Source organism: Pseudoglutamicibacter albus, from assembly GCF_031458175.1.
Classification (GTDB): domain Bacteria; phylum Actinomycetota; class Actinomycetes; order Actinomycetales; family Micrococcaceae; genus Pseudoglutamicibacter; species Pseudoglutamicibacter albus.
Genome location: NZ_JAVDXX010000001.1, coordinates 1571565 through 1594030 on the forward strand (window position 1 = coordinate 1571565; position 22466 = coordinate 1594030).

General features: G+C 60.0%; 17 protein-coding genes, 1 tRNA gene and 3 pseudogenes. 6 read left to right on the plus strand and 15 right to left on the minus strand.

Annotated elements, in window-relative coordinates; all coding sequences use genetic code 11:
* Positions 1-30 precede the first annotated feature (30 nt).
* From rplK to J2S67_RS06900, 4 genes are all read right to left on the minus strand, one after another.
* A complete protein-coding gene (gene rplK / locus J2S67_RS06885; RefSeq protein WP_035758007.1) occupies positions 31-462 on the minus strand; it encodes a 50S ribosomal protein L11 in 432 nt (143 codons plus the stop codon).
* A 163-nt stretch (positions 463-625) separates the two neighbouring features.
* Complete coding sequence (gene nusG, locus J2S67_RS06890; RefSeq protein WP_310247516.1) at positions 626-1360, minus strand: transcription termination/antitermination protein NusG; 735 nt, start codon at positions 1358-1360, stop codon at positions 626-628.
* Between the two features lie 72 nt (positions 1361-1432).
* Entirely contained in the window at positions 1433-1657 is a 225-nt protein-coding gene (gene secE / locus J2S67_RS06895; RefSeq protein WP_035758003.1) for a preprotein translocase subunit SecE, read from the minus strand.
* Between the two features lie 140 nt (positions 1658-1797).
* Positions 1798-1870 (minus strand) — tRNA-Trp (locus J2S67_RS06900).
* A 456-nt stretch (positions 1871-2326) separates the two neighbouring features.
* On the opposite strand from J2S67_RS06900, the gene J2S67_RS06905 reads away from it, so the two are divergent.
* The gene (locus J2S67_RS06905) at positions 2327-4390 is read left to right on the plus strand and encodes a S8 family peptidase (protein WP_310247519.1); all 2064 of its coding nucleotides are present in this window, start codon (positions 2327-2329) and stop codon (positions 4388-4390) included.
* Positions 4391-4508: 118 nt separating this feature from the next.
* Here J2S67_RS06905 and J2S67_RS06910 read toward each other — a convergent pair whose 3' ends face one another.
* The gene (locus tag J2S67_RS06910) at positions 4509-4886 is read right to left on the minus strand and encodes a hypothetical protein (RefSeq protein ID WP_141739754.1); all 378 of its coding nucleotides are present in this window, start codon (positions 4884-4886) and stop codon (positions 4509-4511) included.
* Here J2S67_RS06910 and J2S67_RS06915 point away from each other — a divergent pair.
* The 3 genes from J2S67_RS06915 to J2S67_RS06925 all read left to right on the plus strand — a co-directional run bounded on the left by J2S67_RS06915 (position 4885) and on the right by J2S67_RS06925 (position 6884).
* Positions 4885-5115 (plus strand): hypothetical protein, encoded by a 231-nt coding sequence (locus J2S67_RS06915; RefSeq protein ID WP_310247523.1) that lies wholly within the window; start codon positions 4885-4887, stop codon positions 5113-5115. The two genes, J2S67_RS06910 and J2S67_RS06915, sit on opposite strands and share 2 nt — an antisense overlap.
* A 137-nt stretch (positions 5116-5252) precedes the next feature.
* Positions 5253-6452, plus strand: coding sequence for a pyridoxal phosphate-dependent aminotransferase (locus tag J2S67_RS06920; RefSeq protein WP_310247526.1), 1200 nt, complete (start codon positions 5253-5255; stop codon positions 6450-6452).
* A gap of 135 nt (positions 6453-6587) precedes the next feature.
* Positions 6588-6884 (plus strand): PspC domain-containing protein, encoded by a 297-nt coding sequence (locus tag J2S67_RS06925; protein WP_070490196.1) that lies wholly within the window; start codon positions 6588-6590, stop codon positions 6882-6884.
* A gap of 146 nt (positions 6885-7030) precedes the next feature.
* Here the strand turns inward: J2S67_RS06925 and J2S67_RS06930 are convergent, their stop codons facing one another.
* The 6 genes and pseudogenes from J2S67_RS06930 to J2S67_RS06955 all read right to left on the minus strand — a co-directional run bounded on the left by J2S67_RS06930 (position 7031) and on the right by J2S67_RS06955 (position 15896).
* Positions 7031-7699 (minus strand): aminotransferase class I/II-fold pyridoxal phosphate-dependent enzyme, encoded by a 669-nt coding sequence (locus J2S67_RS06930; protein ID WP_310248772.1) that lies wholly within the window; start codon positions 7697-7699, stop codon positions 7031-7033.
* Positions 7700-8018: 319 nt separating this feature from the next.
* Positions 8019-9246, minus strand: a pseudogene (locus J2S67_RS06935) (IS256 family transposase).
* A 273-nt stretch (positions 9247-9519) separates the two neighbouring features.
* Positions 9520-11262, minus strand: a complete 1743-nt coding sequence (locus J2S67_RS06940) for an ABC transporter ATP-binding protein (RefSeq protein WP_065247003.1) — start codon at positions 11260-11262, stop codon at positions 9520-9522.
* Positions 11263-11276: 14 nt separating this feature from the next.
* Positions 11277-13058: an ABC transporter ATP-binding protein gene (locus tag J2S67_RS06945; protein WP_310248775.1), complete on the minus strand. Its 1782-nt coding sequence runs from the start codon at positions 13056-13058 to the stop codon at positions 11277-11279.
* Positions 13055-15337 carry an ATP-binding cassette domain-containing protein gene (locus J2S67_RS06950; RefSeq protein WP_310247533.1) on the minus strand — a complete coding sequence of 761 codons (2283 nt, stop codon included), beginning with the start codon at positions 15335-15337 and terminating at the stop codon, positions 13055-13057. The genes J2S67_RS06945 and J2S67_RS06950 overlap by 4 nt, the downstream gene beginning before the upstream one ends.
* Positions 15338-15374: 37 nt before the next feature.
* A complete protein-coding gene (locus J2S67_RS06955) occupies positions 15375-15896 on the minus strand; it encodes an ECF transporter S component (RefSeq protein ID WP_310247535.1) in 522 nt (173 codons plus the stop codon).
* A 238-nt stretch (positions 15897-16134) separates the two neighbouring features.
* Between J2S67_RS06955 and J2S67_RS06960 the strand changes: the two genes are divergently transcribed.
* Both J2S67_RS06960 and J2S67_RS06965 read left to right on the plus strand, forming a co-directional pair.
* Complete coding sequence (locus J2S67_RS06960; protein ID WP_176744705.1) at positions 16135-17391, plus strand: integrase catalytic domain-containing protein; 1257 nt, start codon at positions 16135-16137, stop codon at positions 17389-17391.
* 133 nt (positions 17392-17524) lie between these two features.
* Complete coding sequence (locus J2S67_RS06965) at positions 17525-18493, plus strand: IS481 family transposase (protein WP_310247537.1); 969 nt, start codon at positions 17525-17527, stop codon at positions 18491-18493.
* Positions 18494-18527: 34 nt separating this feature from the next.
* Here the strand turns inward: J2S67_RS06965 and J2S67_RS06970 are convergent.
* The 4 genes and pseudogenes from J2S67_RS06970 to J2S67_RS06985 form a co-directional block, all read right to left on the minus strand.
* Positions 18528-19103: pseudogene (locus tag J2S67_RS06970) on the minus strand (aminotransferase class I/II-fold pyridoxal phosphate-dependent enzyme); the annotation flags it as partial.
* 82 nt (positions 19104-19185) lie between these two features.
* A pseudogene (gene tdh / locus J2S67_RS06975) lies at positions 19186-20231 on the minus strand (L-threonine 3-dehydrogenase).
* 143 nt (positions 20232-20374) lie between these two features.
* Positions 20375-21631, minus strand: coding sequence for a CAF17-like 4Fe-4S cluster assembly/insertion protein YgfZ (gene ygfZ, locus J2S67_RS06980; RefSeq protein WP_310247540.1), 1257 nt, complete (start codon positions 21629-21631; stop codon positions 20375-20377).
* Between the two features lie 66 nt (positions 21632-21697).
* On the minus strand, positions 21698-22405 hold the full coding sequence (locus J2S67_RS06985) for a nitrobindin family protein (protein WP_070506346.1): 708 nt from the start codon (positions 22403-22405) through the stop codon (positions 21698-21700).
* Positions 22406-22466 lie beyond the last annotated feature (61 nt).

Sequence of the window (22466 nt, forward strand, 5' to 3'; positions counted from 1 at the left end):
ACACGCGAGGGCGTGTAGCGAGAAGCGCGATTACTTCTCGACCTCGATACCCATCGAACGGGCGGTGCCTGCGATGATCTTGGACGCAGCGTCAACGTCGTTAGCGTTGAGGTCCTTCATCTTGTATTCAGCGATTTCCTTGACCTGATCCTTGGTGAGCTTACCCACCTTGTCAGTGTGTGGAACGCCGGAGCCCTTAGCAACGCCAGCTGCCTTCTTGATCAGCTGGGACGCTGGTGGAGTCTTGGTGATGAAGGTGAACGAGCCATCTTCAAAAACCGTGATCTCTACTGGGATGACGTTACCGCGCTGGGATTCGGTCTCAGCGTTGTAAGCCTTGCAGAACTCCATGATGTTGACACGGTGCTGGGCAAGTGCCGGGCCGATTGGTGGGGCCGGGTTTGCCTGACCTGCCTGAATCTGGAGTTTGATCAGGCCAGTGACCTTTTTCTTCGGAGCCATGTATGGTCCTTCTCTCTCAAACTTCACCCTCGCACAGGAGCGTACGAGGGCCGGTTGGTCGCCGTGGCGCGGCGACCGGATCGTCGGTCCCGGCTAAGCGAGCCGGGGCGACGAAAACTTTTGTGTTGTGGAACGAGTCGAACGTGAGCTACTTAAGCTTGGACTAGTTGACTTTGGTGACCTGGTTGAACTGCAGCGTGACCGGGGTTTCGCGCTCGAAAATGGAAACCAGGACCACGAGCTGGCGGGTTTCGAGCTTGACCTCGGAGATGGTTGCTGGCATCGATTCGAATGGGCCGTCGTTGACGATGACGGCCTCGCCAACCTCGAAGTCTGCCTTGACCTCGGTGACAGGAACCTTCGCTTCTTTACCGGTCTCTTCAGCTTCCGCTTCAACCTCGATGGTGTGCTCGAGCATCGAGTACACCTCGTCAAGGCTCAACGGGGTTGGGTCATATGCGTTTCCGACAAAGCCGGTCACGCCTGGGGTGTGGCGTACAGCACCCCAGGATTCATCCGTCAAGTCCATGCGGACCAACACATAGCCCGGGATGCGGACGCGACGAACTTTTTTAGAAACCGTGTTCTTCACGACAACGGCTTCTTCCATTGGAACCTGGATCTCGTAGATGTAGTCCTCCATATTCAGGGTCTGAATACGGGTTTCCAGGTTGAGTTTCACGCGGTTCTCGTAGCCTGCGTACGAGTGGATGACGTACCAGTGGCCCGGTTGCCGACGTAGTTTCGAACGGAACTTGCGACGCAGTTCGGTGAGCTCATCGGTTTCGGCTGCAGCATCGCTGTCCGCATCCTGGGCAACGTCGACGGAGGCGTCGACGGTCGAGTCAACCTCGGTGCGTGGCTCTGACTCGTTAGCTTCCAGTTCCTGCTCGGACACTCGCTCCTACTTTCTGCTTGGTGCGCTCTGCGGCTGACCGCGCCCGGTTGCGCGCGGCTCATTCGAGCGTAGTTATCGGGTAAACGACCAGACGGCGACCTTACCGAACACGAAATCCAGCAGACCCACCATGATCATGACGATGACAACGAACATGAGTACAACAAACCAGTAGTTCACCAGTTCCTTGCGGGTTGGTGAAACAACCTTGCGCAGTTCCTGGATTACCTGGGCAAAGAACAGAGAGATCGCACCGAAGAAGCCGCGCTTCTTGCGTTGTGCCGTGGTTTCCGTCACTGGTTCACCTTCCGATCTGCACGTGTCAGATCCTTCGCTCAGATCCCTTACTCAGATCTCTTGCTGAAACAACATGGCCCCGCGGCCCCGATCCTGGGGTGCGGGGTCCACGCCGTCATCGCCGGGCGTTTGCCCAAACGCAGGGCAGACAGGACTCGAACCTGCAACCTACGGTTTTGGAGACCGTTGCGCTACCAATTGCGCCACTGCCCTATGAGCCGTGTCCACCGATTTTAGCCACCCACCTAAGCGCGCTGATCCGCAAACGGTGAACACCGAATGTCCAGTCTATACCGAACACGCGCGATAAGTCGAACTCATGCGCTCAGTACACACCACAGACAGTTACCTGTGAGTACACCGTGCACTCTCGATGCACCCCTCATGCAGTTACTGAGGATCGTATAAGAAGTGCGAGTTAGGTCTTCCCAATAGATTTATTCACGTCTACCGTTGATGCACCGTGAGCGATCCACAGTGCTCCCTCCCCGAACACGAAAGACGATCATAGTGACTTTATCCACACCGCGCCCTCGCCGGGTCCACGCCCGTCGCGCGTCGCGCACTCGATTGCTTGGAACTCTTGGCGCATGCGTTGCGACACTGACTCTGGCTATCCCCCCGACGATGGCGCACGCGGCCCCTGTCGCATCGCAGCCTGAAGCATCCGTGCAATCGCAAAGCGTCATTGTTGCTAAAACCGACAAGCAGTCTCATGAGGATTCGCAAAAGGCTCAGAAGAACCTTGAACGCAAACAGGAGGCGATCGAGAAGCTCAACGCCGATGGCTATGACCGCTTCATCGTGACCTACAAGTCCTCGGCTCGTGCCACCAATCAGGCGGCGAAGCGCTCCAAGGCCTGGGAGAAAGCCGGTAAGTCCTACGGAGTAAATGCCGAGGAAGTGCGCAAGACCGCGACCGGATCACACGTGATCGATCTTGGGGATCAGCGCCTCAAAGGTAAGAAGGCCGATAACTTCATGGACAAGCTCGCCGCTGACCCTGCAGTTGAATCCGTTGAGCCGGATATCCGGTTGTACCCGGTGAGCCTTGAGCCTCGCGATCAGGACTGGTCCAGCCTGTGGGGTCTTCACGGCACCTACGGAGTGGATTCGCAGGAAGCGTGGAAGTACACGCAAGGTGAGGGTGCGGTTGTCGCCGTATTGGACTCCGGCATCACCCGCCACCCTGACTTGGATGCCAACATTCTGCCGGGCTATGACTTCATCGCCGATCCAGAAACAGCCACCGATGGCGACGGGCGCGATAGCGACCCGACCGACAGCGGTGACTGGCAAGTAGCTGGAGAATGCGGCGAGCCCCGCGGACGTGATTCCTCCTGGCACGGAACCCACGTAGCCGGCACCATCGCGGCAGTTGCAGACTCGAAAGGTGTTGTGGGCGTAGCGCCAAAGTCTAAGGTCGTGCCTGTGCGTGTGCTCGGTAAGTGCGGCGGACGCTTGTCTGACTTCGCTGACGCTATCGCCTGGTCAGTCGGAGTAGACGTGCAAGGTGCCCCTAAAAACCAGAACCCAGCTGATGTGATCAATATGTCACTAGGTGGTGGCGGAACCTGCATGCCGAGCTACCAGCGTGCCATCGACCTCGCTAACAGCCGCGGAGCCGTGGTTGTTGTGGCTGCGGGTAACGACACCACGAACGCCGCGAACTTCCAGCCAGCTAACTGCCAAAACGTAGTGACCGTTGGTGCAACCAATAAACAAGGCAAGCCAGCCCACTACTCGAACTTCGGTGACACCCTGGACGTATCTGCACCCGGCGGTGAAACCCATACTCGCGGTAGCGGAATCCTCTCCACCGTGAACTCCGGCAAGACCCGTCCCGTTGGCCCAAGCTACTCGGAATACCAGGGCACCTCGATGGCTACCCCGCACGTTGCAGGTGTTGCCGCACTCATGAAGTCCGTGAACCCAGAGATCTCCCCAGCTCGTATCGAGAAGATCCTCAAAGAGACCGTGAAGGCACCGAATGGCAAGTGCCCGCGTCCGTGCGGCGCAGGGATCGTCGATGCTGGGCGTGCGGTCAAGGCTGCGGCCGGAAACAATGCGCCAGCTCCAAAGCCAACCCCTAAACCGTCAACGGAGCCAACGTCTCAGCCGAGCCCAGAACCAAGCACGGAACCAAACCCTCAGCCGACCCCTGAGCCAACCACCGAGCCAACCACCGAGCCAACCACCGAGCCAAGTAGCTCGCCAACCACGGCACCAAGTCCAAAACCAACAACGGAGCAGTCACCTGAGCCTGAGCCTGAGCCTGGGCGTCAGCTGATCCGTAACGGCGGCTTCGAGGAAGGCCTCGGGCCGTGGTCCAGCAACGCTCGCAACATCCTGGCCCGCAACAGCACTCATGCTCGCTCCGGTGACCACTCGGCTATGTTCAACGGCAACGGCCGCCCCTCGAGATACACGCTGGAACAGAGCGTGACCGTGCCCGCTAAATCCAATGCGGTTTTGAGCTATTGGCTCAAGGTGCGTTCGAACGAACTGATGCCCGCGGTGAGCGACACCCTCACCGTCTCGGTGTGGGACGGCAAACGCTGGACCACCCTGAAAGCTCACTCCAATGCCGAGAAGGGTGGAGGCTACCGCCAGCACCACATCGACCTCTCCCGGTTCGCTGGTCAGCAGATCAAGCTACGCTTCATCGGCCGCGAAGGGCTCTTCTTCGCTACCGCGTTCAACCTTGATGACGTAGAGGTGACCGTCAAATAAGAGACCCTCTACCGTGCAGGCGGTAGAGCACCATAAAACAAGAGAGCAAGATGCGGCCGGTCTGGAGCATTCCAGGCCGGCCGCATCTTTATCGGTTCGTTCCTCTTACAGGCACCGCCTACTGCATGCGTGCTTGCGAATCCGGTTCAACCGAGGTGACCTCCGGCAGCTTTTCCAAAGCCTCGCTCACCTCATCCAACCGGGTCTCTTTGAAACCAGGCTCCAAGCTGTAGACGAACGAGCCATCGAACATCGTGAGCCCCGGCTTAGCCGCAACATCGAACTTCTCAAGGGCCCGAGCCACCTTCTTATCCACCTCGTCGCGGTCAGAACCCTTCTTAACTTGCAGGATCAACCCGTCAATAGTCCCCCGACCAACCGCTGGCGGACCAGGATGCCGCAGCGAAGGATCGTTCTTTGGGCCGCGCATCGAAGGAAGCCTGCTCGAAGACGGGCCGTCCTGAGGACCACCCGAAGTAGAAGATGAAGGGGGCATGGTCGTAGACTCCTCTGACTCGCTGGCTGAAGGCTGCGTTGACTCATTGGCTGAAGGCTCCGCCGAACCTGTTTCCGCGGGCGATGCCGACTCGGTAACCGACTGCTCAGCCTCATTCTGGGAAGGGCCGCTAGAGCATGCCGCTACGACTGATAAGGACAACGCGAGCACACACGCGGGAATAAGCCGCCGCGCCGCGCCCGGCGTTCTAGGATTCTCGCGGCTGTAAAACTGAGGCGTCATTTCTGAATGCATGCCTCATTTTCCCACTCGCCTCGCTAGGATGGAAGCGCCCCACATTATCTCTATCTGGTGGCTCGGAAACGCCCCAACGCAAACCCGAACCGCATCATTGAAGGACTGTTCATGCCAGCTCGTCTCTCAGCCAGACTTTCCGCCATCGCACCATCGGCAACCCTCGCGGTAACCAACCGCGCCAAGGACATGAAAGCACAAGGCGAGGACGTCATCGGATTCGGTGCCGGCGAGCCGGACTTCCCAACTCCCGACTACATCGTTGAGGCCGCAGTTGTTGCTGCCCGCGACCCGAAGAACCACCGCTACACCGCAACCAACGGCCTCATCGAACTGCGAGAAGCAATCGCCGCGAAGGCCCTGCGTGATTCAGGGCTCGAGGTTGATCCGGCCAACATCGTGGTCACCAACGGCGGCAAACAAGCGGTGTTCAACACGTTCCAGGCCCTACTGAACCCCGGTGATGAGGTCATCATCCCCGCCCCCTACTGGACTACCTATCCCGAGGCGGTCAAACTCGCAGGCGGGGTGCCCGTCGAGGTCTTCGCTGGCCCTGAGGCCGGATATAAGGTCACGGTCGAACAGCTTGAAGCCGCGCGCACCGATTCAACCCAAGCGGTCCTGTTCGTCTCCCCATCCAACCCGACCGGTGCCGTCTATACGCCGGAAGAAACCAAAGCGATAGGCGAATGGGCCCGCGATAACGACATCTGGGTTATCACCGACGAAATCTATGAACACCTCGTCTACGACGAAGCCGAGTTCACATCCATCGCCGCTGTAACGGAAGGCCTTGAGAAGGTTGTCATCCTCAACGGTGTAGCTAAAACCTACGCGATGACCGGTTGGCGTGTGGGTTGGCTCATCGGACCAAGCGACCTCATCAAGGTGGTCTCAACGTTCCAGTCGCATTCAACCGGTAACGTCGCCAACGTGTCCCAGCGGGCAGCGATCGCGGCAGTCTCCGGGACGCTCGATGAGGTCCACACGATGCGAGAAAGCTTCGATCGCCGACGCAAAGCCATGGTCGAAGCCCTCAACCAGATCAACGGCTTCCACTGCCCTACCCCAAAGGGTGCGTTCTACGCTTACGTGGATGTGCGCGAAGCCCTCGGCAAAACCTACGCCGGGCAAACCCCCACCACCTCGAGCCAGCTCGCCGAACTCATCCTTCAAGAAACCGGTGTAGCGCTCGTACCAGGCGAAGCGTTCGGGCCATCGGGCTTCCTGCGCCTCTCCTACGCGCTCGGCGACGACGACCTCGCCGAAGGCCTCCGCCGCGTCCGTGACTTCATCAACAGCGCTGCCTAGTCTCTGGGAACGGCTTCACAGCCAGACACGAGTTTCACCGAACACGACAGCAACCTTTCACGAAACCGACTTTTCAGGAAACCGACTTTTCAGGAAGTGCTCCACATGGATCCGATCTACAGGTGGCTTAGAGCCATGCCGATACGCCGCGGCCCCCGCCGGATGCTGGGTGGCGTGTGTGGCGGCATCGCACACAAAACCGGTTGGGACGTCGGGATGGTTCGGCTCATCACGCTCATCGCGTTGATCCTGCCGGTCATCTCGTTACCTGCCTACCTCATCGCGTGGGTCCTCATCCCGTGGGGCGCCAGCGACGAGGCCGCCGAGCGAGCTGCGCGACGCCGCAAGACCGTCGCCATCCCGCCGCGAGAATACGATCCGTTGGTGCTAGAAAAACTGATGAACTGGGGCGCCAATAAAGTGCGGAAATAACTCAACGCGAATAAGAAAGCGCGGCACATGCTTAAGAGCAGATGCCGCGCTTTCTTGCTCGTTAATGCCGCGCTTTTCCGTCAACGCTGCGTTCCCGTCAGTGCAGCGGTCTCTTCAGTGCCGCTTTCGCGCCGGCGCCAAGCCTTCTAGATGGCGGCCTCAACCGCTGTGCGGGCCGCCACGAATGCGTCCACGCACGCCTCGATGTCCTCGGGCGAGTGCGCCGCTGAAAGCTGAACGCGAATGCGGGCCTCACCGCGCGGAACCACCGGGAAACTGAACGCCGTGACATACACGCCGTGGTTGAGCATCTCGTCGGCGATCTTGGACGCGAGCGCGGCATCGTGGAACATGACTGCGATGATCGCATGCTCGCCCTCAAGCAGCTCGAAGCCCTCCTCGTCCATGCGGCGGCGGAAGTGCGCGGCATTCTCGAAGAGTTTCTCACGCAAGTCAGCTGCCCCCGAAACCAAGTCCAGGGCAGTGATCGTTGCGGCAACGATCGCTAGGGCCAGCGAGTTGGAGAACAAATACGGGCGGCCTTGCTGACGCAAAATATCGACAATCTGCTGACGAGCCGCAACATAACCGCCCGATGCGCCACCCAGGGCCTTGCCGAACGTTCCGGTGTAGATGTCAACGCGGTCAGAAACCCCCGCATGTTCAGGAGTTCCTGCGCCGGTCTCCCCCATGAAACCGACCGCATGCGAATCATCGACCATGACCAAAGCGCCGTACTCGTCGGCCAGGTCGCACAAGTGGTCACGATGGATACAAGACCCCAGTGCGGAGCAGGGCCATCGAACAGCTTCGATACCGGCTATGAACTGGGATTTCCGGCTGCCGCGGACGTTTGGAGATTAGCCTGCTGTACCGCTGAGTATCTGGCACGTCGCTACCCGGCTGGCGTCCGTAGAGGGGGTGAACCAGTCGGGATCTCGCGCGCAAGAATAGACGCGGGGTCTCGACAAATGATGCGGGTAGCACCTCTACCTGTAGACGATACCGCTTGCTATTCGTTCTTGCAGGTGGGCCGACGACCATCTGCACTCCTAGTCAACTACAAAGCTTTTAGCAAGTTGGGGGTCAAGTCCCTTGTAGTGGTGTAACGGTGTTTTCCTCTCGTTTGGGGTTTTAGCCTGCGAGTGCGGGCATGTCGGCATCGGTCGTGGTTGTGGGTGTGGTGATCAGGTTGAGGCGGCTCTTGGCGAGGACTTCCAGGCCGAGGTAGCGGCGGCCTTCTGCCCATTCATCGGTTTGCTCGGCCAGGACGGCGCCGACGAGCCGGACAATCGCTTCCCGGTTTGGGAAGATCCCAACCGCATCGGTGCGGCGCCGGATCTCGCGGTTCAGCCGTTCGGTGGGGTTGTTCGACCAGATCTGCTGCCAGACCTCGGTCGGGAAGCTGGTGAACGTGAGAATGTCAGCGCGGGCGGCATCGAGGTGGTCTGCGACGTCGGGGAGTTTCTCGGCGGTGTAGTCCAGCAGCCGGTCGAACTGGGCGTGAACAGCATCGGCGTCAGGCTGGTCATAGACGGAGTGGAGCATGGCCTTGACCGCCGGCCACAAGCTCTTGGGAGTGATGCTCATCAGGTTCGCGGCGTAGTGAGTGCGGCAACGCTGCCAGACGGCACCGGGCAGGTTCGCCGCGATCGCTTCCACGAGGCCTTGGTGGGCGTCGGAGGTGACCAGCCTGACCCCGGACAGTCCTCGGGCGACCAGATCGGCGAAAAACTCGTTCCAGGCCGGGCCGGTCTCGCTCGTGGCGACCCGCATCCCTAAGACTTCGCGATGCCCGTCGGCGTTGACCCCGGTCGCGAGCATGACGACCGCGTTGACCACACGACCTCCCTCGCGAACTTTCATCGTCAACGCGTCGGCGGTCACGAACGTGAACGGCCCAGCATCGCCTAGTGGACGGTGTCGAAACTCGGCGACGTGCTCGTCCAACTCGGCGGCCATGCGAGAGACCTGGGACTTCGACAGCCGGTCGATTCCCAACGTCTTGACCAACTTGTCCATCCGGCGAGTACTGACTCCAGCGAGATAGCAGTCGGCAACAACAGTGATCAATGCGGACTCGGCGCGCTTGCGACGCTCCAGCAGCCACTCAGGGAAATAGGTGCCCTGGCGTAGTTTCGGGACCGCGATGTCCAAGGTCCCAACACGGGTATCGAGAGGCCGGTGGCGGTAGCCGTTGCGCTGGGCACGTCGGTCAGGATCTGGGCGGCCGTACTCGGCACCTGCAACCGCATCAGCATCCGCAGACAGCAACTCGTTGATCACAGTCTGCAACAGGTGACGCCTCGGCAAGCAGTTCGCCAAGCAGCCCGGCAGGGTCGACAATATGGGTAGCGGTCATCGTGTGGCCTTTCGCGAGTGAGTTGTAGGGGACGAAACTCGAGGATCACACGGTGACCGCCCTGCTGTCCAGCACGACCACCCCGCTACACCACTATGAGGGACTCAACTCCCTTGGTGATTAGTAGCGCCCTCGCTCATCAGCGAGATGCTGTTCGCAAATGATCCCACTAGCGCCATGTTCGCGACAGCACCACGTGTGCCAAACGTGTCGAGGTACTCCGATTCGAGCTGTGGGTTTAGGGCTTGGCGCCTGACACCGGGACCGCGTCCGCTAATCTGAGGTGTGTCTCAGCTGCCAACGATACGACGCATCGGCGGCAGCCACGAAATCGTGGAACCGTCCGGGCCGACTAGACAATTCCTTAGGCGTGCCGGTTTCGGCGACGATAGCACCGTCCGCTAAGGGTTCGAGGAAGACCACCTGATCGGCGCTATCTATGGTGGATAGTCTGTGCGCTACCACGATCACAGTGCGGCCCTCAGATAGTTGACTGATGACGTCGCTAATCGCCGATTCATTCTCGCCGTCCAGCGCCGAGGTAATCTCGTCGAGCAGCAGTATCGGAGCATCCTTGATGAATGCCCGAGCGATTGCCACTCGTTGGCGCTCACCTCCAGACAGGCTCTGCCCGGCAGGCCCCACTTCGGTATCCCAACCGTGAGGCAGCGCCTCAATCACCCGATCAAGTCTCGCCTTGCGAGCTGCTTCTTCCAACTCGGCGTCCGTCGCATTGGGACGGGCAATCCGCAGATTCTCCCGGATCGTGGTGTCAAACAGGTAGGTGTCCTGGAACACCATCGAGGTCAGCTCCATGATCCGCGTGGTTGGAATCTCGCGCACGTCCACCCCGCCGATGGTCACGCTACCGGCGTCGACATCCCAAAACCTTGCGGTGAGACGCAAGATCGTCGACTTCCCGGCCCCTGACGGCCCCACTAGTGCGGTGACTGCTCCCTGCGGGGCGGTGAGCGAGACATCGTCTAGGACAGGCCGGCCTGACTCGTAGGAAAACGACACTCCTCGGAAATCAATCGACGTCCCACGCGGTTCCCGTGCCTGCTCGGAATCAGGTTCGGCAAGTGGCGCGGCATCAAGGATTATTCCCATCTGGCGCAACGCCACTGCGGCGTTATCGACCTCAGATGCGTAGAGCGCGGCTTTTGTGAGCGGCAGCAGCATGCGCGCACTGACCGCCGCGATCACCAGATACGCAATCGGGTCCAGACGCGCTCCGGTCACGAACGACAGCCCCAAGGCGAGCACCACCGCGAAAGTCACGTTAGCGATGAGGTTGAATCCTTGGGCAGGTCGGCCCTTGATCCGAAGCCCGGCCAACGTCGCCTCAGAGTCGGCTTGCAGAGTCTCTTGTACGGGGTCCCACGACGTCGCGGCACCCGTGGCTCGAAGCACCGGTTGTAGCCTGGCGAACTCAATCAACCGGCCGGCTGCGGCGGCCGAGGTACGGTCTTCCATGTCATTGGCTCTGGTTGTTGCCGCCGACATTTTCCGCCACGTGAGAATAAACGGCAAGATCGACACTGCCATGACCACAGCTAACGGCCACTCAATGAATGCGGTGGCAACGAGCATCACCAACGGCACGATGAAGGCGTTGCAGAGGTTCGGGATCACCATTGATGCCAGATGCGACAGGGTGTTGATCTCCTTGGATGTCGCATTAGCCACGTCCGCTTCGCGTTTGGCATTAAACCACCCAAGCGGCAGCTGCAAGACATGATCTGCTACGCGATCAATTAAGGTATCGCATACTTCATAGACGCTGATCCGATAGGAGCGGTACATCGCGAAGGTGTCGACCGTCACCGTGATCGCGCCGAGGATGGCAACGACGACGAGCCAGGTGCCAAGGGTTTCAGAGCGGGAGAATAATGCCCGAAGGAAGGGGATCATCAACGCCAGTGTGATGCCTTGTAGGACAGCGGAGAAGGCGAACCAGCCCACCAACGTACGCAACTCGGCCCTGTTGACGACCCTGATCATTAGGTTCCACATGAGCGTGTTTCTCCTTAGGCCATGTAATGGAGTTCTTGGGCCCGCCACATCTCGCTATAGGTCCCCGCTTGGTCGACCAAGTCCTCGTGCCTACCACGCTGAGTGATGTGGCCGTCCTCAATCACGAGGATCTGGTCGGCGTCTCGGATGGTGGCGAGTCGATGCGCGATGATGATCACCGTGCGCCCGGATGCCAAGGTGCTGAGCGCTTCGTGGATCGCACGCTCCGACTGGGGGTCTGCTTGCGCGGTGGCCTCGTCGAGAATCAAGATCGGCGCATCCTGCAAGTATGCTCGCGCCAGGGTGATGCGTTGCCGCTCACCGCCCGAGAGGAAGCCACCAACCTCGCCAAGCACGGTGTCATACCCCTCGGGCAGACGCATAATGCGATCGTGGATGCATGCCGCACGGGCTGCTGCCTCGACCTCGGCGCGCGTTGCCGACGGTTTCGACAGCGCGATATTGGTATGGACCGAATCGTTCGACAACGTTACGTCCTGTAGGACGATCGCGACGCGGGAAAGTAGCCACGAAAAACTCGCCACGCGCACATCCACACCGCTGATGCGTACCACGCCATCATTGACGTCGTAAAAGCGCGCAATCAGCCGGGCCAGTGTGGACTTCCCTCCGCCCGACGGGCCCACCAGAGCCGTGACCGTTCCGGGCTCAGCCGTAAAGGAGACACCGTGCACAACGGGCACGTCAGGCTCGTAGGAGAAGGAAACCTCACAGACCTCAACTTGGCCGGGGTTTGGGCCCTCTTCTTGGGTGCGGCTGCCTTCGGGCATGGGTTTCTCGGAAAGTAGCTCTGCCGTGGTGCGAGCCGCCAGCTGCGACTCATAGATATGCTGCATCAGACCGACTAGCACCGTGAACCCCTCCGGGATACCGGGAGCGATCAGGAAGAATGGCAGCGTCGCCGACAGCGTGCTCCAATCCTGTGCGACGAATAGCGCCGCCAGTAACGCGACCGTGACGAAGACCGTGGCTGGACGCAGTAGCGAACCGAGCAGACTAATCGCTCTGCCGGAGCGACGAACCCAGTCGAAGGAGATGGCAGAAAATTGCTGGCGGGCGGCGTTAAAGCGCGTTCGGGTCGCATCGGTGGCCTGGAAATTCTTGATCTCCTTAATGCCCTCAAGCATTTCGACGGTGGCTGCGGCCAGTGCGGTCTGGGCATGTCCGAATCGCTCGGTGATATCGCTATAGCCGCGCATGGTCGTGCTGACGATGATCATGATCGCTACGGCCCACGTTCCAAAGAGCGCGAGCGCCAGTCGCCAATCGACCCACACGAGATACCCGAGGCCTACGACCATCGAGACCACGGCGTTGGTGACATCACCGGGAACATGCGCAACGAGAGTATGGATGGCTGCGGTATCGTCACACACCATCTTGCGGATGGCCCCGTGCGGCACCTGCGAGACCCTACCCAAGGGCAAACTGCCCAGCGCTTGGACCACATTGCCGCGCAACCGATGTCGGAGCTTGGCTTCTGCCTCGTGGGTGACACCCAATCCAAACAGGTAGAGCAATTGGCCCACGAACAGCGAAAGCACCGCTATCACGGCCCAAACCCACGGCTTTCCGGTCCAGCCGGTGCGCACCTGCCCGTCAAGCCAGATCGCGGCCATGTTGTGTAAGGCGACGAACGGCACCAGCGTGACGATAGCGCTTAAGGCTGTGAGGACTGCGGAAAGGACCATCGCGCCCTTGGCCGGGCGGATTAGTGCGGCGACGGAAATACTCACATCAGGCTCCTGTCGAGTCGAGTCTTTCGAAACGTTCATTGGCGCCACCACCACAGCAACGCAGTAACGGCCCAAAGGAGGCCCACCAGGCACCAATCTCGCACCTGCCACGGTGTGTGTTGGAGTTCCGTGCGCCGCGGATAGGCGCCAAAGCCACGTGAATCCATCGACAGGGCAACCCGTTCGCCGTGCTGGACGGCGAGGATCGCCAGCGGCACGAGGGAACCCACCCATCGAATTGCGGGCGCTAACGGCCCCCATGATGCCCCAATACCCCGCAATGCCCGCGCTGTGCGCAACAGCTGGAAATCTTGCCGGAAACGAGTGACGAAGGCGACAGCCGCAGTTCCCGCCGCAGTGACCCGATAGGGAAGCTTGAACGTCGTCGTCAACGTGCGAAGCAGCGCTTCCGGATGAGTGCTGATGCCTGAAAGCAGCATGAGGGACAACAGTGCCCCGATACCGCTCGCTGCCGCAAGCTCGCCACCGTGATTGTAGAGTGGGCTGACCTCTTCAATGGTGTAGTTGTAGCGGAACACCGGCAGTAGCACAGCTGCGATGACCCAGGGTGCTAGCAGTGACATGACCGTTCGAGCGCGACTCGCTCTCGCGGCTACCATGGCCAGGCTCGCTGCGATGAGCACTCCAACATTGACGGCCGGGTCCTTGCATACGAACACCATGACCATCGCCGGGATTAGCGCCAATAGCAACGTCACAGGATTGAACGATGAGAAGAGTCCACGGGGCACGGACGGCGAAGGCGGGTTCGCTGGTGCTGCGGATGCGGCGTTTTCACGAGTTTCGCTAACGGCAGCAGGTAGCGCGATGATGTGGCTGCAGCGTGATAGGGCAAGTTCTAGGTCGTGGGTGGCCATGATGACGGTTCTGCCCTCAGCGCGCAGTTCGTCGATGAAGGCCATGAGTTCGCAGGTATTCGCCCAGTCCTGGCCGTACGTGGGCTCGTCAAGGACAATCACATCGCGACGCTCGGCGACCATCGTAGCCACCGATAGTCTACGAATCTGGCCGCCTGAGAGAGTCAACGGGTGTTGGTCTCGATACTGGGAGAGATGGAATTGCTCCACAATAGCCTCGGCTTTAGACGCGGAAACATCCCCCGTGGAGATTTCGCCAGCCACGGTGGAACAAACCATCTGATGTTCCGGGTTTTGAAACACGTAGCCGACCTGGTGCCGCCCTCGCCGCACAACCTCTCCGCAGACCGTAGCGCGTTGTGCCTTTGATGGTATGAGACCCGCCAGCGCCGCGAGCAGGGATGTTTTGCCTGCGCCATTCGGCCCTATAAGGGCGATAAACTCGCCACCCCGTAGCCGCATAGAGATAGCTGGGGAACGTCCGGGAACACAGAAATCTGCCAGCTCTACCGTGGCGCTGCCTCCACCGTCGAGCGTGTCAATCGCATCGATGGTTTCCCATCCTGCTTCGGTGCGCCGCTGATATTGCACCGAATCACCACAGATATCCGTGATGCGGGGAACTCGAATGCCCGCCTGCTCGCAGGTCAAGGCGTGGTGCGGGGATTCGTCGCGTAACGCACGGGGCAGCCACACTCCGCACGCCTCAAGTTCCGCGGTATGGCTGAGAAAAACCTCATGTGGAGTTCCCTGCGCGATCACCGCGCCCTGCGCGTTGAGCGCTATGACGTGATCGCACAGGGGTAGGACCGGGTCGAGGTCATGGTCGATCACCACGATGCCCACGCCATCGCTAACCAGCTGTTGGATGACGCTGTAAAACTCGTCCGTGCCTTGCGTGTCAATCATCGATGTTGGCTCATCGAGGACTAGTAAGCGGGGCTGCATAGCCAGTGCTACCGCGATCGCTAGGCGCTGGCGTTGGCCGCCCGATAATCTCCATGGGCTCTCCCACAGCTTGGTCTCCAGACCAACCGCAGCCAATGCCTCGCGTACCCGTCGATCAATCTCAGGAACAGGCAGGCAGAGGTTCTGCAGCGCAAACGCGACATCGTCATACACCGTACGGGTAATGACTGCGGCATCCGGATTTTGTCCCACGTAGGCGACATTGGTAGCGATCAACTGGACCGTGGCGTCGGCGATTTCGGCGCCGGCAATTTGAACGCTGCCGGAGTATTCGGACGGCAGACAGTGGGGCACAAGGCCGCACACGGCTCGGACGAAGGTAGTTTTACCGCATCCAGAGGGCCCAATGACGGCCGTTACCTGACCGCTCAGGTGGACCAGGGTTGGACGTTGCAGCACCCACCGGTCCTGACCCAAGTAGTGAACGGAAAGATCCTCAACCGCCAGGAGCGCCCGCGCGGACTCGCTCACAGACCGTTGCTCGCTGCTCAAAGTGGAGGCCAGCCTTTCACTCACGATGGTCTACGCCTACGCCTACGCCTGCATTGTTGAGCAAACGGGTTAGTCCGACGACGGCCAAACCGCCAATGACGGACGACGTGACTCCCACCAGCACAATCAGTCCCGATACCGAGATTCCCACCGCGTGCTTGAGCAGCGTGAGGTACAACAGGCTGTTAAATGCCCCGAAGAATGCGGCGGAGATCAGATACGCCCACCACGTCCACTTCCGGTACAGCATCAACGCCATGGGAAACTCAACCAGGAGCCCGCCAATGACGTTACCGACAATCGCGGCAGGCCCAGTGGGAGTAGTAAATGCGCTCACAACTCCGATGATCAGCGCGGCCAGCAGTGAAGCGCCCGGCCTTCGCACAACGGCCAGAGGAAGGAGGTAGGGAATGACCCAAAGTCCGAGAAGGGACACCCCGAGCCAGACTGCGCTCTGCGAAGCCGCACCCGCCGGCGCGATGTAGTTCAGTGGGATGAGGATGATGAGGCCGACCACTGACAGGGAGGCCACCATCATGAGATTTCGGGTACCTAGAATTGAGTCGGTTAATCCTCCGCGAGCTGAGCGTCGAACTGTACCGGATCGGTCTGTCACAGCAAACCTCCTTCCACTTAGGTAAGCCTAACCTAACTCCCGACCGGGGTCAAGTCCCCGGCGTACCTTACATATATTGATCGCGTAGCTACAGTCGTGCCTCACATACTTTGAGCGCGTACTCCTACGCTGAACAAGTATGAACAAGGGTGTGGTCTCAATGTCGACACGTATCGAAGTCACCAAACAACTCAAACGGGCCTACAAAACCGCGACGAGGTCCGAGAAGTCTGTGATTCTGGATCAGTTCTGCGCAACCACCGGGCTGTCCCGAGTATCAGCCAGACGGTATCTCACCAGCCCACACCTGGGCGTGAAGAATGTGACGAAAGTTGATCGTCGTCGGCATCGCCCGACGAAGTACTCGGCAGCCTCGAAACGGGTGCTGGTGTGGCTGTGGCGGGTCATGATGTACCCGTGCGGGAAATACATGTGTCAGATGCTCCCCGAATGGATCAGCCGGCTTGAAGCACATGGCGAACTCAGCCACGGTGAACACGACTACACGCCTGCGGTACGTGCCGAACTGCTTGAGATGTCTGCCGCGACGATCGACCGATATTTACGAGAGCACCGGCAGTCACTGGAGTTGAAAGGGATCTCTGCCACCCGTTCTGGCGCGCTGTTACGCACCTCGATCATGATCCGGAAAGCCGGCGACGAGGCAGAGCATGAGCCCGGCTTTCTGGAGTGTGACACGGTCGCGCACTGCGGCCCCACACTGAAAGGTGAATTCGCCAGAACTTTGACCGCCACTTGTGTGCAGACGGGATGGACCCACCTGGAAGTGTTACGGAATAACGCACGTGTACACATGCTCGCCGCCCTCACCCGCATGGAAGCTGCGTTACCGTTTGATATTGCTGGGCTCGACTGCGATAACGGGTCGGAGTTCATCAACGACCAAGTGATCGAGTGGGCAGGTGACCGGAAGATCTTCTTCACAAGAGCCAGGCCTTACAAGAAGAATGATCAAGCCCTCGTCGAGTCAAAGAACAACCATATTGTCCGTAAATACGGTTTCTACTACCGTTACGACACCCCAGATGAGCGGGACGTGCTGACACTGTTATGGCAGGCAGTGATGCTGAAGATGAACTTCTTCACCCCCACCAAGAAACCTGTCGGTTGGAGCGTGGACGGGCAGGGGCGTAGACGGCGCGTGTATGACGACCCGAAGACCCCGTACCAGCGTCTGCTCGACTCTGGGCTGCTCTCTGTAGCTCAAGAACGAGCGCTGCGGGCGCAGTACGCGAAGCTCAACCCGGTCGAACTCACGCGTGACATTGTCCGGTATCAGGACATGCTCATCACCAAAGCCAGTTGGAAGACTGAGGTCCTCACAGCTGAGGTCGAAGACGCGAAACAGAACCGACGGAAACGACAAACCGGTGGGGTGAAACTCCATACTGCCTAAGCAGGGCTACGCAATCAATCTCTGTGAGGCACGACTAGGTGTAGTTCCTCGGGAGGTTGTGAACGTTCGCGGTAGGTGAAGACCTCCGGGCAGTATGGGGTTACCACAACTCCTGCCTGACCCGGAGGTCTTCATGTCTCACCCTAATGCACCCTTGACTGCTGAGGGTCGCCGGCGTCTTGCCGTGCTTATCGTCGAGGAAGGCTGGACGATTCGTCGAGCCGCCGAACGTTTCCAAGTCTCACCGGCTACCGCATCGAAATGGGCCAAACGCTACCTCGTCGGCGCCCCACTGACGGATCGGTCCTGCAGGCCACGTCGCTGTCCTAACCGGTTGTCTGTTCGCCGAGAACGCCGGATTATTGCGCTGCGGTTCACCCGCCAGTGGGGCCCACACCGGATCAGTTACCACTTGGGTATCCCACGGTCCACGGTTGGTAGAGTCTTGGCCCGGTACCAGATGCCGTTACTGGCCCATATCGATCGAGGAACAGGACTGCCCATCAGGACACCGCACATCGCGCGGTATGAGAAACAAGCCCCAGGTGAGCTGGTGCATGTTGATATCAAGAAACTTGGGCGGATCCCCGATGGTGGTGGCCACCGTATGCTTGGACCCGAGGCGCGCAAGAACGGTGGGTATGGAAAACACGGCAGGGGCTATGCCTTCTTACATCACGCCATCGATGACTATTCGAGACTCGCGTATTCAGAGATCCTTACCGATGAGAAGAAACAGACCGCGGCCGGGTTCTGGCAACGCGCTCAGGAGTTTTTCGCTCAAGCTGGGATCACCGTACAGGCAGTGATGACCGATAACGGCGCCTGCTACCGCTCACGCCTGTTCAACAACACGCTCGGGACAAAGATTAAACACCAGTTCACCAAGCCCTACCGGCCTCAGACCAACGGCAAAGTCGAACGCTTCAACCGTACTCTGACCCAAGAATGGGCCTACGCTAAGACCTATTACAGTGACGAAGCCCGAGCAGCGACCTACGAAGCCTGGCTACATCACTATAATCACCACCGACCCCACACCGGAATCGGAGGCCAAACCCCCGCCCAACGCGTTCACAACCTCACGGGGAACTACAACTAGGGCTACGCGATCAACTTGACATGAGGCACTACGGATAGCCGTCCATCGAGAACACACCATCGGTCACGATCACGGTGCGGCGAGCGCCCGCGCCATCGTTGAGGGCCTTGGCCGCTTCGAGTTGGGCTCTAAGGTCTTCCATATCGCGGTTGGCGTAGCGGAAGCGGGCTGCTTTAGAGAGCCTGATCCCGTCGATGAGCGAGGCGTGGTTCAGGGCGTCCGAGATGATCGCGTCCTGTTCGCCGAACAGCGGCGCGAACACGGCACCGTTGGCGTCAAAGCAGGAAGAGAACAGGATCGCGTCATCGGTTCCCAACCAGTCAGCGAGCTTGCCCTCGAGCTCAAGGTGTTGGTCCTGGGTTCCGCAGATGAACCGCACCGATGCCATACCGAAACCGCGTTCGGTCAAGGCTTCACGTGCGGAGTCGATGATCCGCGGATCATCGGCCAGGCCAAGGTAGTTGTTGGCGCAAAAGTTCAGCACCTCACGGGCTTGGCCGTTCGCGCTAGCGGTGATGTGGGCTGACTGCGGGGTCGTGATGGTCCGCTCCCGTTTGGTCAGGCCCGAGGCCTCGATCTCATCCAGTTCAGCCTGCAGATCAGCAAGCATCGCCTCACGTGCATTCGTCATAATTCCTCAACCCTTCCCCTCAACCTCATCGTTTCCAAGCAGTGTGTCTAAGTAGAGTGTCTTAAACGTTTCGCCAATCCAGCAAGACCTTGCCGCGTTGCCCCGAGCGGGCAATATCGAAAGCCTCACGCCATTCGGAGGCCGGAACCACATCGGAGATCACGGAAGCGATCCGTTGCCTGAACAGCTCATCGCTCTGCAGCATCGCGGTCATTGCGTACCAGGTCTCATACATCTCACGGCCATACACGCCCTGCAACGTGAGCATGCGCGTCACAATACGGCCACCATCCACGCTCCACGCGCCGTTAGGCAAACCCAAAAGTGCAATACGGCCGCCGTGGTTCATGTTCTCGATCATTTCCGAAAGCGCCGGCTGGGCTCCTGAGATCTCCAAGCCGACGTCGAAGCCTTCAAGCAGACCCAGGCTGCGCTGCACATCGGCGATCTTCTCGCGACCTGCAAGAACCCCTGCATCCGCGCCCATGCCCTCGACACGCTTGAGGCGTTCCTCGCTCAAGTCAGTGACCACAATCTTGCGTGCGCCAGCATGACGGGCGATAGCGGCGGACATCAAACCGATCGGGCCAGCACCCGTGATCAGGACGTCCTCGCCCACGAGGCTATTCAGAAGCGCGGTGTGGGTCGCGTTGCCCAACGGGTCATATATCGCGCCCAGCTCCGGGGTTACGAAATCATCCGTGTGAATCCACACATTCGATTCGGGGTCACCACATACTCAGCGAACGCGCCATCACGCTGCGCCCCTACCGACTGCGTGTTGATGCACATGTGGCGGCGCCCCGCACGGCAATTGCGGCACATACCGCACACCACGTGCCCCTCACCGGAAACCCGGTCCCCGACCTTCACATCGGTCACGTAATCGCCGGTCTGGACGACCTCGCCATAGAACTCATGCCCCGGGATCATGGGTGGGGCGATCATGTCTTGGGCCGCCTGATCATAGGCCTCGATGTGCAGGTCTGTACCGCAGATCCCGGCCATCGCAACACGAATCAGAACATCGTGCGCGCCCGGGGCAGGAACGGGGCGGTCAGTGAACTCGAAACCGGCGTGCGGGCCAGACTTATACAGGGCCTTCATGAAGTCCTCCCAGAAGAGAAAGGGCGCGAGCCGAAAGGATACGAACCGTAAGGGCGCAAGCCGTAAAACACGGGCCGAGCGCATAAAACGGTGCGGCGGCAGTAGGAATAAGACTAACGCGCGCGCCGGCGTCTGGGGAGGCCTTATCCGCGCAGATCCTTACCCATGCCGGGACCCAACCGGCCCACGTCCTTCGGGCGGCCCACCACATTGCCAGCGTTCGGGGGCACAATCACGGTCTGTAGCGCCTGATAGGTCTGCTCGCCGTCCACCACAGTCAGCTCCGTATCGACACCGACGTTCCGGCGGATCACGGCCAGCGCAATCGGGCCGGCATCGTGATGCAAGACAGCACTTGTGAGCGTACCAACCGTGCGCTCACCCGCCTTCACTTCAGCGCCGGCCGCAGGCAACGTGTGTTCGGAACCGTCCAGGTCCAAGAACACGATGCGGCGCGGCGGATGCCCCAAGTTGTGGACGCGAGCCACCGTCTCTTGTCCCTTATAGCAACCCTTGTTCAGGTGCGTTGCCGCGCGCAGAAGGTCCAGTTCGTGAGGGATCGTCTTATAGTCCACTTCTGTCCGGATACTCGGATTCCATGCCGCGATGCGGACTTGTTCATACGCCATCAGACCGCCGATGCGCAGCCCGGCGTCCTGCACCGCGCTCAATACCTCCGGCATACGGGAGCGCCGAACCAGCGAGAAGAACCATTCACCATCAGAACCAGGATGCTCACCGCCGACCGGACCATACGGCCAACCACCAACACACACTTCCGGCCACGGATCCCGCAACACCGGGCCCCACGCGTCCTCAAGCTGTTCTACCACCCCGGTTTGCTGTCCACCGGCATCAGCGAGCCGTTCACGCAACACACAACGCGCCCCCACCACAGCCCATTCGGAGGTCACATCAGCGACCTCAACCTGGCTCATGAAACGCATCTTGCCCAGCCACTCGACCAAGCTACCGACATAGCCCGGTTCGGTGAGAAGCCACGTGGCTTCGCCGTCATCGTGGACACGCACATCAAAGTCGATGCGGCCCTGAAGATTCAAGAACAAAGCCCGCACCGCCGCGTTCTGAACCGACTCAACGCCCTGGTTGGACTCGTCCGGGGTCGGCACACTCGGTGCCAGGGTGTCGAGTTTTTGGGAAGCCAGCGAGTTCAGCCACGTGAGACGATCCGGGCCGCTCACCCGGGCCACACCCCACGAGGACAAATCAACGACCGCGCGGGCTTCATCCACGTCGCGGCCCTCACGCAAAGGCGAGCCATAGTGCAGAGCAATGCCGGCGTCCACACCCGAGGCGCGCACTGCGCCTTCAAGGCTCAAGAACACGGAATCCGGGGTCGGCTCAACCGCGGAAAGATCAACAGGCTGCGGGTCTAGCATCTACACAAACTCAGCATGTCAACAAACTCAGCTTCTACACCAGCTCGGCAACAACGCCTACTCGGCCTAGTCAGTGCCTTCGCCGCCAGCTGATTCCTCAGTCCCCTCAGCAGCGTCGCCGTTGCTAGAGCCGTTGTTGTCGGCGGCGTGTCGGCGGCCACCCGGGGCAACGCGCTTCAGTTGGGCGGAACCATGCGCCGCGAGCTCCTCACCGGCATCGCCTGCGACGTCCCAACGCCAGAACAGCATCTCGTTGACCAACCCGTAAATGCGGGTCGCCCGATCATACGGATGCGCGTACTGCGAACGTTGCACACCTGCGGTTTCGAGGAACACCTGCGGGCCAGCGATGTGCCCCGAATACTGTTCGGTGATCCCACCGGGGTGCGCGATCGTCACGTTGAGGGCAAAGCCCTCCCGGCCGTCCCGTTCAGTGCGTAGCTTCTCGACGTCTTCCGCGTTACGCAACGCAGGAACCACGTCACCCGGGATCAGGCCAGGCCCGCCGTCCGATTCAGTCAGCTCACGTTCCAGCTGCCAGAAACCGGTCTCCACGGCGATCGGGCGAATAACCTGGCCCTCGTCATCAGCTAGCCACGTCTCTGCACGGTATTCAACAACCGGCAAACCAATCTGCTCAAAAGTGACGCGCTGGAAGAACCGCTGATCATCAGCGGCACCCTCTCCCAGCATCCCGTAGCCTTCCCAGCGGCCCAAAAGCCACGAAAGCGGGACAAGCTCCGGCGTGAGATCGACGGGAAGCTCAAACGCCATAAATTACTTCTGACCCCGGAACAGGTAACGCACGGTGCCGATCGCGAAGCTCAACATGCCC